Here is a 15,978-nt window from a genome sequence, read left to right as displayed (position 1 = left end):
CTGCCTGGAATCCCGGTGTGCTGACAGCGCGTCAGGCTACAGCTAATCTGACGGATAGTCAGCTACGGTGCTGCGGTGATCGTGGGAGGTCGTGCGATGCGTACGGACGGCGGAGCGCGTGCGGGCGGCGGGGCGCACGGGGACGGCGGAGCGGGAGCGGACCGGGCCTGGCGGACGATCCCGGAGCTGGTGCGGGACGCCGCCGGGCGGTACGCGGAGAGGGAGGCCGTCGTCGAGGGACGCACCCGGATCACCTACGCGGAGCTGGGCGAGCGGGTCGAACGGGCCGCCGCGGCCTGCCTGGCCGCCGGCGTGGAACCCGGTGACCGCGTCGCGATCTGGGCCCCGAACACCCTCGACTGGATCGTCTCCGCACTCGGCGCGGTCGGCGCGGGCGCCGTCCTCGTCCCCCTCAACACCCGCTTCAAGGGCGCCGAGGCCGCCGACGTCCTGGCCCGCTCCCGGGCCCGCCTCCTCTTCGTCACCGGCACCTTCCTCGGCACCTCGTACGTGGCCGCACTGCGCCGCGCCCACGGTGCGGGCGCTGAACTCCCTTGCCTGGAGCAGGTGGTGGTGCTTGGCGACACCGCGCCCGACGTACCCGGATACCGCACCTGGAAGGAGTTCCTCGCGGCCGGGGACACGGTGGCGGAGGAGGAGGTGCGGGCCCGCTCCGACGCGATCGCCCCCACGTCGGCGTCGGACATCATCTTCACCTCGGGGACGACCGGGCGGCCCAAGGGCGCGGTCATCACCCACACGCAGACCCTGCGCGGCTACGAGATCTGGTCGGACCTGGCGGGCCTGCGCGAGGGCGACCGCTACCTGATCGTGAACCCCTTCTTCCACACCTTCGGCTACAAGGCGGGGATCATCGCCTGCCTGATGCGCGGCGCGACGATGGTCCCGCAGCCCGTCTTCGACGTCGACACCGTGCTCGCCAACATCGCCGCCGAACGCATCTCCGTCCTGCCCGGCCCGCCCACCCTCCACCAGTCCCTGCTCGACCACCCGGGCCGAGACACCCACGACCTGTCGGCGCTGCGGCTCGTCGTGACGGGCGCGGCCGTGGTGCCGCTGCGCCTGGTCGAGCGGTTGCGCGGCGAACTGCGCATCGACACGGTGCTCACCGCGTACGGGCTGTCGGAGGCGAGCGGCATCGTCACCATGTGCCGCCGCGGCGACCCCGCCGAACTGATCGCGGCCACCTCCGGGCGGGCGATCCCCGGCACCGAGCTCCGGGTGGAGTCGGCGGGGCCCGGGGAGCCCGGCGAGGTGCTGGTCCGCGGCTTCCACGTCATGCGCGGGTACTTCGAGGACCCGGCGGCGACGGCGGAGGCGATCACCGCGGACGGCTGGCTGCGCACGGGCGACATCGGCGTGCTGGACGCGGACGGCTACCTGAGGATCACCGACCGCATCAAGGACATGTTCATCGTGGGCGGCTTCAACGCGTACCCGGCGGAGCTGGAGCAACTGCTCGGCCTGCACCCGGACGTCGCCGACGTGGCCGTGGTCGGCGTGCCGGACGCCCGGCTCGGCGAGGTCGGCAAGGCGTACGTGGTCCGGCGCCCCGGGGCGCTCCTCACCGCCGACGACCTGATCGCCTGGGCCCGCCGCGAGATGGCCAACTACAAAGTGCCCCGGCAGGTCGCCTTCGTCGCCGAACTACCGCGCAACGCGAGCGGGAAGGTCGTGAAGGGGGAGCTGCGGGAGCGGTGACCGGGAACAGGCGGCGCCCCCGGCGGGCGCGCTCCGCCGGGGGCGTCAGGAACTCAGGAACGCCGGACGATCAGGCGGCGTAGAAGGGGGTCAGCTCGTACGTGTTGGGCGCGGAGCCCACCATGCAGGCGTAGTCGACGATCGTGCCGTTGCTCTTGAGGGCCTTGCCCCAGTTGGTGCAGTCCTGGAGGCTGCCGGTCCCCTTGATGTCCTCGCCCTGCCGGGTGGCCGCCTGGGCCGCGCCGGCGGCTATACCGGAGAACGCCAGGACAGTGGCGCCGACGACCGCGGCCTTCTTCAGGGTCTTGCGCATATCTCGCTCGCTTTCGTCTGAGGCTTCGTCTGCGGGCACGTACGCCGGAAGGCGCGTAGGCCCGTTGCTGGGTGACGGACGCGGGAACACCACGCGATTCCGTCACACCGCTCCGGTCCGCGGGTCCGTGCGGAGACCGGACCGGGCGGGACGACGCGGATGACGCGTCTCGCACCCGTCGCGGCCGTGGGGGGTTGCGACCGGGACCGGGTACTCGTGCGCCTCGGGGGTTCCCCGGGCATGTGCCATGTGATCACGCAAGCAACCGTTGCTTCAAAGATCGCCAAGCTCTGTTACACGTCCCTGACGAACCCCGGAAGAAGGCATGACCCGCGCCACCCGCTCCGCGTGCGCGCCCACGACCGTGCTTCACCCCAGGTGGACGACCCTGTCGGCGCGCGCACGGCCGGAGGCCACCCGGCGGGCGTTCGCCTCGTCCGAGCGCAGTACCCAGTCGCGGGCGGCGGCCGGGGACTTGCCGAACGCGACGTGCCGGGCCGTCAGCCGCTCGACGCGCGATGCGTCGTCCACGGCCACCCACCACACCTCGTCGAGCAGCGGACGCACCGCCGTGGACCACGGCTCCTCGTCCAGGAGCAGGTAATTGCCCTCGGTCACGATCAGCGGCACGTCCGGCTCCACCGGCAGCGCCCCGGCCACCGGCTGCTCAAGCTCCCGCTCGAAGGACGGCGCGTACACCGTCTCCCCGTGGCGCGGCGCCCGCAGCCGCGCGAGCAGCGCCGCGTACCCGTACGCGTCGAACGTGTCCGGGGCGCCCTTGCGGCCGGCGCGGTCCAACCGGGCCAGTTCCGCGTCGGCGAGGTGGAAGCCGTCCATGGGGACGAGCACCGCCATTTTGTCCAGGGCGCGTACGAGGGACTCCGCGAGGGTGGACTTGCCCGCGCCCGGCGGGCCCGCGATGCCCAGCACCCGGCGGGGGCCCGCGGCGGCCAGGGCGCGGGCGCGGGCGGCCAGTTCATCGATGTCGGCATACGACTGCATGGTTCCCAGCCTGCACCACGCCCCGTGCCGGCTGCCCGCCTCACCAGGTCAGCGCGGCGTCCATCGACGACTGCCAGTACGTGACCTTGACGGAGTCGTCCAGGTAGACGCCCTTGGCGGGGAGTGCGGGCGTCGCCGCCTTCCCGTCGTAGCCGGAGTGGCCCTTGGCGCCCGCGAAGTAGACGGTGAGGGACTTCGCCGTGTAGCCGTGGGAACCGCTGCCGTCCGCCGAGGCGAGGGCGACACCCGCGTAACCGGACTGGCCGGGTGCCAGGGAGACCACGGCCTGCGGCTGGGAGTCCTCGATGACCGGTGGCACCGACTGGGCCCCGGTGAACCGCGCCGCCGGGTAGTAGTACAGGTCGCAGCCGGTCGTGCCGGTGTTCGTGACGGTGAGGAGCATGTGGTTCACGGGACGGTTGACCGGCGCGGCGGTGGTCCGCGTGTTGGAGCCGTCGCAGACGGCGCGCCCGCCGGGGGCCGCGGGCCTGGCCGCCGCCGGCTTCGACGCGGCGGGCTTCGGTGCGGCCGGGGCCGCGGCGGCGGGCTCGGGGTCGGCGGAGTTCGCCGCGTCCGGCGTGGACGTGGCCGGCCCCGAGCCGTCCGGGGTGGGCTTCGCGTCCGACCCGGGGGAGGCGGACCCGGGGGAAGCGGAACCGGCGGCCCCCGCCGACGCGCCCTCGTCCTTGACGCCCGATCCGTCGTTGCACGCCGTCAGCGAGAACGCGGCGAGAGCGACACCCGCGGCGGCGGTGGCGAGACGGGCCCGGCGAAGACGCGGGGTGCGGGAGAGACGGGCGGCGCGGGAGGTACGGATGCTGGACATGAGGGAGATCCCCTTCGGTGCTGCGGTCGGTGTGGTGCTTGGATGACCAGAGCTTGTGCGCGGATCTGTCCCAGCCGCCACGATCCACCCGCAGTACGGGATGCTGGAACGCTGAGACAGGCTTTGACCAGGGGAAACGCGACCGGCCTGGAACGCTCGGGCGGGACGCGGGGGAACGGAGGAACGGTGTCAGGGGAGTCGACGGAAGGTGCAGGGGACGCGTTCGCGGCGCGGCTGCGCGAGCTGAAGGACCGCTCGGGGCTCAGCTACGGGACGCTGGCCAAGCGGCTGCACATGAGCACGTCCACGCTGCACCGCTACTGCAACGGCACGGCCGTGCCCACGGACTACGCCCCGGTGGAGCGGCTCGCGCGGCTCTGCAAGGCGGCCCCGCAGGAGTTCGTCGAACTGCACCGCCACTGGATCCTGGCGGACGCGGGCCGCGGCCGCAGAGCGGCTGCCGCCGGGGCGGGGGGATCGGGGGGTTCGGGTGACTCAGCCGACTCGGTCGAGCTGGGGGGCTCGGCTGGTTCGGGTGGCTTGGCCGGCTCGGCTGGCTCGGGTGACTTGGCCGGCTCGGGTGATGCGGATGGCCCGGCCGGTTCGGGTGGTTCGCCGGAGGGGGCTGACGCGGCGCGGGGCGGGGGCGCGGCGCCCGCGTCCGGAGATGCGCCCGCGCCTACCGTCACGCCCGCGTCCGGGGATGGGTCCGAGCCTGCCGTCACGCCCGTGGCCGGGGGTGGGTCCGAGCCTACCGTCACGCCCGCGTCCGGGGATGCGCCCGCGCCTGCCGTCACGCCCGGCCCCGGCGATGCCCCCGCCGAACTGCCCGGTTCCGTCGAGTCGGTGGGGCGGCGGCGCCGGGTCACCGTGGTGGCGGCCGGGGTCGCCGCCGTCGCCGTGGTCGGGGCCGCCGTGCTCGCCGTCAGCCTGCCGTCGGGGAGCGACAAGGGCGGCGCTCAGCAGGTGGCCGGAGCGACGGCCCCGGCCGGGCGGGACGCGGCGGACCGGGCGCCGTCCCGGACGCCGACCGCATCCGCGTCCGCGTCCGTGTCCCCGTCCGCCTCCGAATCGGCCGCCCGGAGTGCCACGCCCTCCGCGTCCGCGGGCAAGCACGCCCCGCCGGCCGCCTCCCCGGGCTCCACCGGCGCGCCCGCCGGCACCCCGCTCACCGTCGCCACCCGGCCCTACGTCTACGAGAGCCCGTGCAGCCAGCACTTCCTCGTCGACAGCGAGCCCGCCCAGGTCGGCCCGCCCGCCTCCGAACAGGACGCCCCGCGCTGGGCGTCCGCGTACGGCGCGGTCTCCTCCGGCGAGCAGCGTGTGGCCCTCACCGTGCAGGGCACCGGGCACGACACCGTCGTCCTGGAGGCGCTGCACGTCCGCGTCGTCAGCAGCGCCGCCCCGCTCGCCTGGAACGACTACTCGATGGGCGTCGGCTGCGGCGGCGGCGTCGGGACCAAGTCGTTCGACGTGAACCTGGACGCGGGCAGCCCGGCCGCCGGCGCCGCCCACGGTCAGCGCGACTTCCCGTACAAGGTCAGCGAGTCCGACCCCGAGGTCTTCTACGTCACCGCGCGCACCAGGGCCCGCGACGTCCGCTGGGACCTCAGCCTGGAATGGTCGAGCGGCAGCCGCCACGGCACCGTGCACATCGACAACAACGGCACAGCGTTCCGCACCAGCGCGAACACCGGCCGCCCCGGCTACGACTACCCGCTGGGCGGCGGCGAATGGATCAAGCGTGAGGAGCAGAGCGGGGGTTGAGCCGCGCGACCCCCTCCGAGCGGTGGCCCGTCGTCCGTATCGCGAAACAGCGGGTGCACCGGGCACGCACCTCTTTAGGGTCACGGAAAGCCGCCCGCCGCGAAGGAGTCGCCGTCCATGACCGCCACCGTGCCCCCCGCCCCGCTCGCCGCCCGCACCGCCGCCACCGGCGGTTCACCGATCCGGGCCATCCTGGCGGTGACCGCCCGCCCCGAGGTCATCAACTTCGCGGGCGGCCTCCCGGCGCCGGAACTCTTCGACACCGACGGCATCGCCGCCGCCTTCGCGCACGTCCTGGCCGACGACCCGCGGCGCGCCCTCCAGTACTCCACCACCGAGGGCGAACCGGCCCTGCGCGAGGCGCTCGCCGCCCGTACGACGGCCCGCTCCCTGCCCACGGCCGCCGACGACCTGCTGATCACCACCGGCTCCCAGCAGGCCCTCTCCCTCCTCGCCACCGCCCTCGTCGAACCCGGCGACACCGTCCTCGTCGAGAACCCCTGTTACCTGGCGGCGCTCCAGACCTTCGGCCTCGCCGGTGCCCACGTCGTCCCCGTCCCCTGCGACGACGACGGCATGGACCCGGACGCTCTCGACGCGCTCGTCACCGCGCACCGGCCCAAGCTCCTCTACACGGTGCCGACGTTCCAGAACCCGACCGGCCGCACCCTGCCCGCCGACCGCCGCGCCGCCGTCGCCGGGGTCGCGGCCCGCCGCGGGCTGTGGATCGTGGAGGACGACCCGTACGGCGAACTCCGCTTCGAGGGCGAGCGGCTGCCGTGGATCGCCGCGCACGAAGACGCCCGCGACCGCACCGTCCTGCTCGGCTCCTTCTCCAAGGTCATGGCGCCCGGCCTGCGCCTGGGCTGGCTGCGCGCCCCCGCCGCGCTGCGCCGCGCCTGCGCCGTCGCCAAACAGGCCGCCGACCTGCACACCTCGACCGTCAACCAGCTCGCCGCCGCCCGCTACCTGGCCGTCAGCGACCTCGACGCCCACGTCGCGAAGGTCGCGGCGGAGTACGGGACGCGCCGCGACGCCATGCTCGCGGGGCTGCCCGGCGCGCTGCCCGAGGGCTCCACCTGGTCCCGCCCCGAAGGCGGCATGTTCCTGTGGGCGCGCCTGCCGTCCACCGGCGGATACGACTCGACCGCCCTGCTGAGCAAGGCGGTCGAATGCGAAGTGGCGTACGTCCCCGGCGCCCCGTTCCACGCCGCCGACCCCGACCCCACGACCCTGCGGCTCTGCTTCGTGACCCAGACGCCGGAGGAGATCACGGAAGGGCTGCGGCGCCTGGGCCGGGCCCTGAACGGTTAGAGGCGCTCGGGGGTCCGGATGCCCAGCAGGGCCATGCCCTGGTGGAGCGTCCGGGCCGTCAGGTCGCACAGGAACAGCCGGTTCTCGATCTGCTCCGCCGTGTCCGCCTTCAGCACCGGGCACTGGTCGTAGAACGTCGTGTACAGCGACGCCAGCTGGTACAGGTACGCGGCCAGCTTGTGCGGCGCGTACTCGGCCGACGCCTCGTAGACCAGGTCGCCGAACGCGTCCAGGTGCAGGCCCAGCGCCCGCTCCGCCGGGGCCAGTTCGACCTCGGGGTGCGCGGCGGGGCCCACACCGTCCGCCTTGCGCAGGATCGACTTGATCCGCGCGTACGCGTACTGGAGGTAGACGGACGTGTCGCCGTTCAGCGACACCATCTGGTCCAGGTCGAACTTGTAGTCCCGGTTCGCCGACGTCGACAGGTCCGCGTACTTCACGGCGCCGATCCCGACGTACCGTCCGTTCTCCGCGATCTCCTCCTCGGACAGGCCCACCTTCTCGGCCTTCTCCCGCACCACCGCCGTGGCCCGCTCGACGGCCTCGTCGAGCAGGTCCTCCAGCTTCACCGTCTCGCCCGCACGCGTCTTGAACGGCTTGCCGTCCGCGCCGAGGACCGTGCCGTAGCCCATGTTGTGGGCGGTGACGTCGTCACCGAGCCAGCCCATCCGGCGGGCCGCCTCGAAGACCATCTTGAAGTGCAGCGACTGCCGTACGTCCACCACGTACAGCAGCGTCGTCGCGTCCAGGTGCTGGACGCGGTCGCGGATCGCCGACAGGTCGGAGGCCGCGTAGCCGAAGCCGCCGTCCGCCTTCTGCACGATCAGCGGCACCGGCTCGCCGTCCTTGCCGCGGATCTCCTCGAAGAACACGACGAGCGCGCCGTCGGACCGCACGGCGACCCCCGACTCCTCCAGGAGCCGCGCCGTCTCCGGCATCATGTCGTTGTACGCCGACTCACCGACGATCTCGTCGTCGCGGATCTCCATGTCGAGCTTCTCGAAGACCGAGTAGAAGTAGACCTTCGACTCGTCGACGAACCGCTGCCACAGGTCGAGGGTCTCCTTGTCACCGGACTGGAGCGCCACGACCCGCTTGCGGGCCCGCTCCTTGAACTGCTCGTCCGTGTCGAAGACCGCGCGCGACGCCTTGTACACCCGGTTCAGGTTCGACATCGCCTGCTCGCCGTCGGCGGCGGCCACGTCGGCGGCCGGGGCCAGCTCGCCGGGGTTCTCGATCAGGTACTGGATGAGCATGCCGAACTGGGTGCCCCAGTCGCCGATGTGGTGCCGGCCGATCGTCCGCTCGCCGGTGAAGTCGAGCATGGAGCGCAGCGCGTCGCCGATGACCGCCGAACGCAGGTGGCCGACGTGCATCTCCTTCGCGACGTTCGGCTGCGCGTAGTCGATGACCGTGACGCCCGGCTTCTCCTTCAGCGGCACGCCGAGCCGGTCGCCGTCCGCGGCACGGGCGGCGAGCGTCCCGGTGATCGCCCGGTCGGTGACCGTGATGTTCAGGAAGCCGGGGCCCGAGACCTCGACCTCCTTCAGGAGATCGCCGTTCGTGACCTTCTCCAGGACCTGGGCGGCCAGCTCCCGCGGGTTCGCCTTCGCCTTCTTGGCGAGGGCCAGGATCCCGTTGGCCTGGTAGTCGGCCCGGTCGCTACGTCGCAGCAGCGGGTCCGCGCCCGCACCGGCCTCGGGGAGGGCGGCGCTGAGGGCGTCGGCGAGACGCTGGTTGACGGAGGACGTGAGGGACGTGACCGGGGCCATGGAGTGGGTGCCGTTCCGCTCGTAGGAGTACAGAAAACGCCACCAGTCTCCCACGGGGGCGAACGGGTGGTCGCCTGGATTCCCGCCCGCCCCCGTGGGCCGCCACGTCAGACCGTGGGCGCCAGCGCCACGGCCGCGAGGGCCGGGGCCGACTCGGTGCCGTCCGCGTACACCGCGCTCACGCGGTAGTAGACGGTGGTGCCCGACGGTGCCCGCTCGTCACGGAAGTGCCGGAACTCCTCCGTGTTCGGGTTCTCCAGCGCGCCGTCGGCGATCCGCTCGTACGCGCCAGAGACCCGGTCCCAGCGGTAGACCCGGTAGCCGGTGGCGCCGTCGAGCGTGTCCCAGTTCAGGACGGTGTCACCGGCGTTGACCGAGGCGTCGAGGCCGGTCACCGGGGAGCCCGGCGCGGTCGCCTCCGCGGGCCGGGTGTCCTGCTCGGCCGCGTAGACGGTGACCGCCTCGCTGTAGTTGTTCGCCCCGTCCACGGCACGCAGTTCCCAGCAGCGCTCCTCGCCGTCCGGCAGGCCCTCCGTGTCCTGGTAGGAGGTGGCGTCGCCCGCGAGGACCTCGGTGTTCCCGCCCGCGCAGCTGCGCACGCCGCCGACCGTCTCGGGGCGCCCGGCGCGCAGCCAGTAGGAGTGCAGGTCGGCGACGTCGGCGGCGTCCCAGCGCAGGGTCGTGCCCCACTGCTCGGGCGTCGCCGCGAAGCCGGAGGGGACCGGCGGCGCGACCGTGTCGTCGTACCGCACCGCCTTGGCGTAGCTGGACGTCACGCCGTTCCCGGCGACGGCGGCGACCGTCATGTAGCGGTCCGTCGAGCCACCGAAGTCGGTGAGCGCGCACACGTACTCGACGTCCAGGGACGTCCGGGAGACCTCGTCGGGCGCGCAGGCGCGCTGCGTGGTGCGCACCGTGGACGCGCTGGTGCCCGAGTAGACCTTGAAGCCGCCGCTGTGGTCGTTGTCCGCGGCCACTCTGATGCGCAGCTCCGGGCGGCCCTGCGCGTCGGGCTTCAGGCTCACAAGCGTCGGGGGCGCCACCTGCCGCGTCGCGGTCACGGTCGCCGGCTTCGACCGGTTGCCCGCCGCGTCGGACGCGTACACCGTGTAGGTGCGCCGCACGCCCGGCTTCGCCGTGGTGTCCCGGTACTCGGCGGCCGTGGTGGTGCCGAGCAGGGCCGGGGCCGCGCCGCCGTCCGCGCCGTACACCTCCCAGCGCACGGCGCCGTCGGACGACGCGTTCCACGTCAGGACGGTCTTGTCGGTGTCCGCCGTGGCCACGAGCCCCGCCACCGCACCCGGCGCCGTCGTGTCCGGCGTGCTCACCTTGACGGGGGTGGTGCGCGCCGAGGTGTTGCCGACGGCGTCGGTCGCGGACGCCGCGTAGTAGTACGTCCTGCTCTCGCCGGGCGTCTCGTCGTACAGGTACTGCTCGCCCGGGCTCTCGCGCAGGTCCATGGTGGCGACCGCGGTGAACGGGCCCGCCGCGGCGGTGGCGCGCCACAGCGTGAAGACGGGGCCCTCGGCCGGCTGCACCTGGCCCAGCCAGACGTTGACGCGCGGCCTGCCGAGAATGGTGGAGACCGAGACGTCCGACGCGCGCACGGCAGGGACGGCCGGGGCCGTCTTGTCCGGCGGGGTGACGTAGGGGCCGCAGGCGGTCTTGCCGTAGTTGGTCCACTTGTCCACGGCCTGAATGCAGAACCGGTACTTCCGGCCGTCCTTCGGCAGCGCGTACGTCGCGCTGGTGCCGGTGGTCGTCCACCGCGACACACCGCTCCCGGCGGTCTCGACCAGGACCTCGTAGCGCGCGATGTCCAGCTCACGGTTCTTCGTCCAGCGGGCGGTCGCCTTGCCGGTCGCCGCGTCGTACGAGGTACTGATGCCGGTCGGGGCGAGCGGTGCCTTGCTGTCCGACGAGGCGGGCCAGGTGAACTTGACCTGGGAAAGGCCCGTCCAGTTCGTGTGGTCGACGCGGACGGTGTGCTTGCCCGAGCCGACGCAGAACGTGCCCGGGACGCTGTTGCCGCCGTCACCGGTGTTCGTCCACTTGTTGACCTTGCGGACGCCGTCCACGTACAGCCGTAGGCCGTCCGTGCCGGAGAGGCGGTAGGTGAAGCAGCCGCCCGAGCCGAAGTCACGGGTGAGCGACCAGCGCACCGAGAAGTTGTTGGTCGCCATCCCGGAGAGCGGCGCGCCGGTCCACTTCTGGTCGATGGTGGTGTCGCAATCCGTCTTCTTCGGAGTCCCGGAGAAGGAGGTATTGCTGTAGAAGGTCCGCTGGAAGGTGGTGTCGCCGCAGGTCACGGCGGCCACGGCGGAGGGCGCCGCGAGGACGACGCAGGCCGACGGCAGGACTATGGAGAGCCCGGTGGCCCCCACGCGCAGCCCTGCGCGGAATCTGTCTGTGATCACGCAGAGAGGACTTGCGCGGGGCCCCCGGGGTTGTACGGCGGACCTATCCGTTTTCCGGCACGAACCACCGCGGGTGACAATGGGGCGGGCCCCGCCGACGCACCGGCGCGGCCCGGCGGATGTACTCCGTGGGAGACAACGAGATGTACTCCGTATGAGACAACGAGGAGAGAAGGACGTGCCGACCGTGGCTGACAGCAGCGCTCCGAGCGCCCAGCAGGCCGACTGGGTGTCGCGTTACGCGGACGATGTCATCGCCGAGTCCGAGCGGCGTGCCCCGGGCAAACCGGTCGTCGTCGCCTCCGGCCTGTCCCCGTCCGGCCCGATCCACCTGGGCAACCTGCGCGAGGTCATGACCCCGCACCTGGTCGCCGACGAGATCCGCCGCCGCGGGTACCAGGTCAGGCACCTGATCTCCTGGGACGACTACGACCGCTACCGCAAGGTCCCCAACGGGGTGCCCGGCACCGACGCGTCCTGGGCCGAGCACATCGGCAAGCCGCTCACCTCCGTGCCCGCCCCGGCCGGCTCGGCGTACCCGAACTGGGCGGAGCACTTCAAGGCCGCCATGGTCGAGGCGCTCGGCGCCCTCGGCGTGGAGTTCGACGGCATCAGCCAGACCGCGCAGTACACCTCGGGCGTCTACCGCGAGCAGATCCTGCACGCCATGAAGCACCGCGGTGACATCGACGCGATCCTCGACCAGTACCGCACGAAGAAGGCCCCGGCCAAGCAGCAGAAGCAGCAGAAGCCGGTGGACGAGGCCGAGGTGGAGGCCGCCGAGGGCTCCGGCGCCGCGTCCGAGGACGACGGCAGCGGCGGCGCCGGCTACTACCCGTACAAGCCGTTCTGCGGGCAGTGCGGCAAGGACCTCACCACCGTCACCTCGTACGACGACGAGACGACCGAGCTCTCCTACACCTGCACCCTCGACGGGTTCGCCGAGACCGTCCGGCTGAGCGAGTTCGACCGCGGCAAGCTGGTGTGGAAGGTCGACTGGCCGATGCGCTGGGCGTACGAGGGCGTGATCTTCGAGCCGTCGGGCGTCGACCACTCGTCGCCGGGCTCGTCCTTCCAGGTCGGCGGCCAGATCGTCACCATCTTCGGCGGCGAGCGGCCCATCGGCCCGATGTACGCCTTCGTCGGCATCTCCGGCATGGCGAAGATGTCGTCGTCCAAGGGCGGCGTCCCGACTCCGGGCGACGCGCTGGAGATCATGGAGCCGCAGATCCTGCGCTGGCTCTACGCCCGCCGCCGCCCCAACCAGTCCTTCAAGATCGCCTTCGACCAGGAGATCCAGCGGCTCTACGACGAGTGGGACAAGCTCGCCGGGAAGGTCGCGGACGGGTCCGTCCTGCCCGCCGACGCCGCCGCGTACAGCCGCGCCGTCGGCACCGCCGCCGGTGACCTGCCGCGCACCGAACGCCCGTTGCCCTACCGCACGCTGGCCTCCGTCGCCGACGTGACGGCCGGGGACGCGGAGCAGACCCTGCGCATCCTCGCCGAGCTCGACCCGGAGAACCCGGTCACGGACCTGTCCGTCGTCCGCCCCCGGCTCGACAAGGCCGAGGCGTGGGCCACCCGGTACGTGCCCGCCGAATCGCGCACCATCGTCCGCGCCGAGCCGGACACGGACGCCCTGGCCGCGCTCGACGAGCCGAGCCGCGCCTCGCTCCGGCTCCTCCTGGACGGCCTCGACTCGCACTGGTCGCTCGACGGCCTCACCCACCTCGTCTACGGCGTCCCGAAGGTGCAGGCGGGCTTCCCCGCCGACGCCACCGCCAAGGAGCTGCCCGCCGAGATCAAGGTGGCCCAGCGCTCGTTCTTCGCGCTGCTGTACCACCTGCTCGTGGGCCGCGACACCGGCCCGCGCCTGCCCACGCTACTCCTCGCCGTCGGCGCGGACCGCGTCCGCAAGCTGCTCGGCGCCTGAGCCGACGCGAGAGGGGCGGCACCGGAACCCGGTGCCGCCCCTCTCGCACATCCGCCCGCGGTTCGAAGACCGGCTCTCAGGCGATGTGGTCCTCCATCAGCTCCGCGTTGTACCGGACGGAGAACTGCTCCGCGAAGCGGTTCACGTCGCGCGGCTCAAGCCGGATGCCGAACGAGTCCTCCACGTCCGCGGCGAACCGCCCCGGCGTCGGCATCTCACCGTCGATCGCCTGCCGGTAGACCCGGTACAGGTCCTCTACCGAGGGCGACGGCGACGGTGACGGCGACGGCGTCGACGACGGACCCGCGACCTCCTGGACCCCGTCCTGGACCCCGGCCTCGACCCCGTCCTGGGTTCCGTCCTGGACCCCGGCCTCGATCCCGTCCTGGGTCCCGTCACCCAACGGCCGTGTCCCACCGGCCCCGTTCGGCACCGGGAACCCGGGCTCCGTGAACTCCGGCCCGGGCTGCCGTACCCGCTCCGCCGCCCGCGGCCGGGGCACCGGCACCGGAATCTGCTGCGGCTGCTCCTCGTACCAGTCCTGGTGCTCCTGCTCCGGCACGAACGTGGGCGGCTCGAAATCCGGGTCGTAACCGCCCTGGTACGGCTGCGCCTGCGGCGGCGGCGACGCGAACCACTGGCTCGGCGCCTGGGCGACAGCCGCCTCCTCCACAGCCTCCTGGACCTCCGGAGCCGCCGGCGCGTCCGGGGCCTTCGGCGCGCCGCGCTCCAGCTCCGCCGGGCCGGGACCGGCCCCGGGCTTCGGCTGGGGCGGCAGCAGCTGCGGCTCGATCCCGGCCGCGGCGAGCCCCGCGGGAGCGGTCTCCGCGAGCGGCACCCCGTACCGCGCCAGCCGGAGCGGCATCAACGACTCCACCGGGGCCTTCCGCCGCCACGCCCGCCCGAACCGCGAACGCAGCCGCGCCTGGTACACGAGCCGCTCCTGCTCCAGCTTGATCACCGCTTCGTAGCTGCGCAGCTCCCACAGCTTCATCCGGCGCCACAGCAGGAACGTGGGGAACGGCGAGAGCAGCCAGCGCGTGATGCGCACGCCCTCCATGTGCTTGTCCGCGGTGATGTCCGCGATCCGCCCGGTCGCGTGCCGGGCCGCCTCCACCGAGACCACGAACAGGATCGGGATGACGGCGTGCATCCCGGTACCGAGCGGGTCCGGCCAGGCCGCCGCGCCGTTGAACGCGATCGTCGCCGCCGTCAGCAGCCACGCCGTCTGGCGCAGCAACGGGAACGGGATCCGGATCCACGTCAGCAGCAGGTCGAGCGCTTCCCTGATGATTTAATGAGTTCAAGCGTCAAGGGAGGCGTCTGGTGGGTTCGTGGTTCGTGGTGTGGGTGCCGGATCCGGGTCGGTGGGGCGTCCTGCCGTCGGAAGGGGTGCTGGGGGTGCGGGACCTGCCGGATGCGGTGTCCCGGATCGGGCTACGGCCCGGTGATCCGGTGTACGTACGGCCGGACGGGGCGGTGGATGCGGATCTACTCGACTTCGTCCGCTCAAAGGAGTTCCGGAACCTGGAGCGGGAGACGAAGCGGAACTACGCGACGGACATCCGGCTGCTGCTGGAGTTCCTGTCCTCGCGGCGAGTGCCGTGGCGGAAGGCCACGGAACAGGACCTGGCCGACTATCGGAACTGGCGGTGCGATGCGCCGGCGAACCCCGAGCGGATCAGCGGGACGAAGTGGAACCGCGAGGCGGCTGCGTTCACGAAGCTGTTCACGTGGGGCAAGGTCCGGCCGTTGCCGGTAGACGTCTCGCGGCGCGAGGACCGGGCGGCGGATTCGGTCAGCGCGCGGGTGTCGTGGCTGACGCCGCGCACCTGGGCTCTGTGGTCGGACGTCGGGCTGCGTGGCCACGACAGGGCTGGGGCACCGGTGCCGGGGTGGGACGCGCGGACTGAGCTGCGGAACACGGCCTTCGTGCAGTTGTTGCTCAGCTCCGGGCTGCGGCGCCAGGAGGGCGGATCGCTGCTGACGTTCGAGTTGCCCACGCAGCAGCTGCGGCGCGGCAGGTACTGCCACGGAGCCATCGCCGGGGCGGTGACCAGGGCAAAGAAGGGGAGGAACTTTTACGCGTCGGTGGATGCCGTCGGGCAGGTCGAGGCATACATCGAGTCGGAGCGGGCGTGGGCGGTTCAGCGTGCTCAGGCGGAGGGCCGCTATGAGCGTCTGCCCGTGATGAGGCTGGTCACGAAGGTGACGCGGGGGTTGAAGCCGATGGTGGAGTGGGTGGACCACGATGGTGTCGTCGGCGGCCGGGAGCTGGGCCGGCTCGGGTGGCGTGAGCGGCAGTGGCTGTTCATGGAGGGGCCGGAGGGGCCGGAACCGGCCTGGCTGTGGCTGTCCGAGCAGGGTCTACCGATGGCCCCTGACCGGTGGAACGGTGTGTTCCGAGCCGCGAACTTGCGCTGCGAAGAGGTTCTTCTCGCACCAAAGGAGCGGGAGTTGGGGCGGGAGTTTCGGCTGGCGGAGGTGCGAGGCAAGAGCCCGTACGCGACGCCGCACTCCGCCCGGCACTCGTACGCGCTCTACATGCTGGTGGTGCTGAACGAGCTGATGGAGAACCGCTACGGGCTCTCGCAGAAGGACCGGCGGGACTTCGCGCTGCTCTTCGGTGACCCGTGGTGGCTGGTGAAGACGCTATTGGGGCACGCGGATGTGGAGACGACGAAGCGGCACTATCTGGCGCCCGTCGCGCATCTGCAGCTGGAGTCGATTCTTGCCGCCGCCGAGAACAGCGACGAGCAGGACGAGGAGCGCGGCAATCTGGACGACGTCTTCGCCCGCCTTGCCCGTGAGTCTGCCGGTATCCAGGACATCGGCACCCTCCTGGGGGAGGCGTCGTGAGTCGGCGTGGGCATCGGGCCGGGCTGCCTCCGGCGGATCACCGTACCGAATCG

The 15,978-nt window shown here is 72.5% G+C and carries 10 protein-coding genes and 1 pseudogene; 5 read left to right on the top strand and 6 right to left on the bottom strand.

Annotated features, from left to right (window positions below):
• Positions 1-96: 96 nt before the first annotated feature.
• Positions 97-1,722 (top strand): FadD3 family acyl-CoA ligase, encoded by a 1,626-nt coding sequence (locus tag ACZ45E_RS25755; protein WP_468224513.1) that lies wholly within the window; start codon positions 97-99, stop codon positions 1,720-1,722.
• A 70-nt stretch (positions 1,723-1,792) separates the two neighbouring features.
• On the opposite strand, the gene ACZ45E_RS25750 is transcribed toward ACZ45E_RS25755, so the two are convergent.
• The 3 genes from ACZ45E_RS25750 to ACZ45E_RS25740 all read right to left on the bottom strand — a co-directional run bounded on the left by ACZ45E_RS25750 (position 1,793) and on the right by ACZ45E_RS25740 (position 3,863).
• On the bottom strand, positions 1,793-2,035 hold the full coding sequence (locus ACZ45E_RS25750) for a hypothetical protein (RefSeq protein WP_468224511.1): 243 nt from the start codon (positions 2,033-2,035) through the stop codon (positions 1,793-1,795).
• 369 nt (positions 2,036-2,404) lie between these two features.
• Positions 2,405-3,037 (bottom strand): nucleoside/nucleotide kinase family protein, encoded by a 633-nt coding sequence (locus ACZ45E_RS25745; protein WP_468224510.1) that lies wholly within the window; start codon positions 3,035-3,037, stop codon positions 2,405-2,407.
• A gap of 40 nt (positions 3,038-3,077) precedes the next feature.
• The gene (locus tag ACZ45E_RS25740; RefSeq protein ID WP_468224507.1) at positions 3,078-3,863 is read right to left on the bottom strand and encodes a DUF4232 domain-containing protein; all 786 of its coding nucleotides are present in this window, start codon (positions 3,861-3,863) and stop codon (positions 3,078-3,080) included.
• A gap of 186 nt (positions 3,864-4,049) precedes the next feature.
• On the opposite strand from ACZ45E_RS25740, the gene ACZ45E_RS25735 reads away from it, so the two are divergent.
• Both ACZ45E_RS25735 and ACZ45E_RS25730 read left to right on the top strand, forming a co-directional pair.
• A complete protein-coding gene (locus tag ACZ45E_RS25735; RefSeq protein ID WP_468224504.1) occupies positions 4,050-5,630 on the top strand; it encodes a helix-turn-helix domain-containing protein in 1,581 nt (526 codons plus the stop codon).
• 117 nt (positions 5,631-5,747) lie between these two features.
• The gene (locus tag ACZ45E_RS25730; RefSeq protein WP_468224501.1) at positions 5,748-6,944 is read left to right on the top strand and encodes an aminotransferase-like domain-containing protein; all 1,197 of its coding nucleotides are present in this window, start codon (positions 5,748-5,750) and stop codon (positions 6,942-6,944) included.
• Here ACZ45E_RS25730 and argS read toward each other — a convergent pair.
• Positions 6,941-8,716: an arginine--tRNA ligase gene (gene argS / locus ACZ45E_RS25725; protein ID WP_468224702.1), complete on the bottom strand. Its 1,776-nt coding sequence runs from the start codon at positions 8,714-8,716 to the stop codon at positions 6,941-6,943. The genes ACZ45E_RS25730 and argS overlap by 4 nt on opposite strands.
• A gap of 107 nt (positions 8,717-8,823) precedes the next feature.
• Positions 8,824-11,133 carry a PA14 domain-containing protein gene (locus ACZ45E_RS25720; RefSeq protein ID WP_468224499.1) on the bottom strand — a complete coding sequence of 770 codons (2,310 nt, stop codon included), beginning with the start codon at positions 11,131-11,133 and terminating at the stop codon, positions 8,824-8,826.
• Positions 11,134-11,311: 178 nt separating this feature from the next.
• On the opposite strand from ACZ45E_RS25720, the gene lysS reads away from it, so the two are divergent.
• Complete coding sequence (gene lysS / locus ACZ45E_RS25715; RefSeq protein WP_468224496.1) at positions 11,312-13,066, top strand: lysine--tRNA ligase; 1,755 nt, start codon at positions 11,312-11,314, stop codon at positions 13,064-13,066.
• Between the two features lie 391 nt (positions 13,067-13,457).
• On the opposite strand, the pseudogene ACZ45E_RS25710 reads toward lysS, so the two are convergent.
• Positions 13,458-14,348: pseudogene (locus tag ACZ45E_RS25710) on the bottom strand (DUF2637 domain-containing protein); the annotation flags it as partial.
• 44 nt (positions 14,349-14,392) lie between these two features.
• Between ACZ45E_RS25710 and ACZ45E_RS25705 the strand changes: the two are divergent.
• Positions 14,393-15,925, top strand: coding sequence for a site-specific integrase (locus tag ACZ45E_RS25705; RefSeq protein WP_468224494.1), 1,533 nt, complete (start codon positions 14,393-14,395; stop codon positions 15,923-15,925).
• The last annotated feature ends 53 nt before the right edge of the window (positions 15,926-15,978 follow it).

The organism is Streptomyces sp. NPDC030991 (assembly GCF_055571235.1).
Note: the sequence above shows the minus strand (reverse complement) of the source record. Positions and strands in the feature narration are given on the sequence as shown.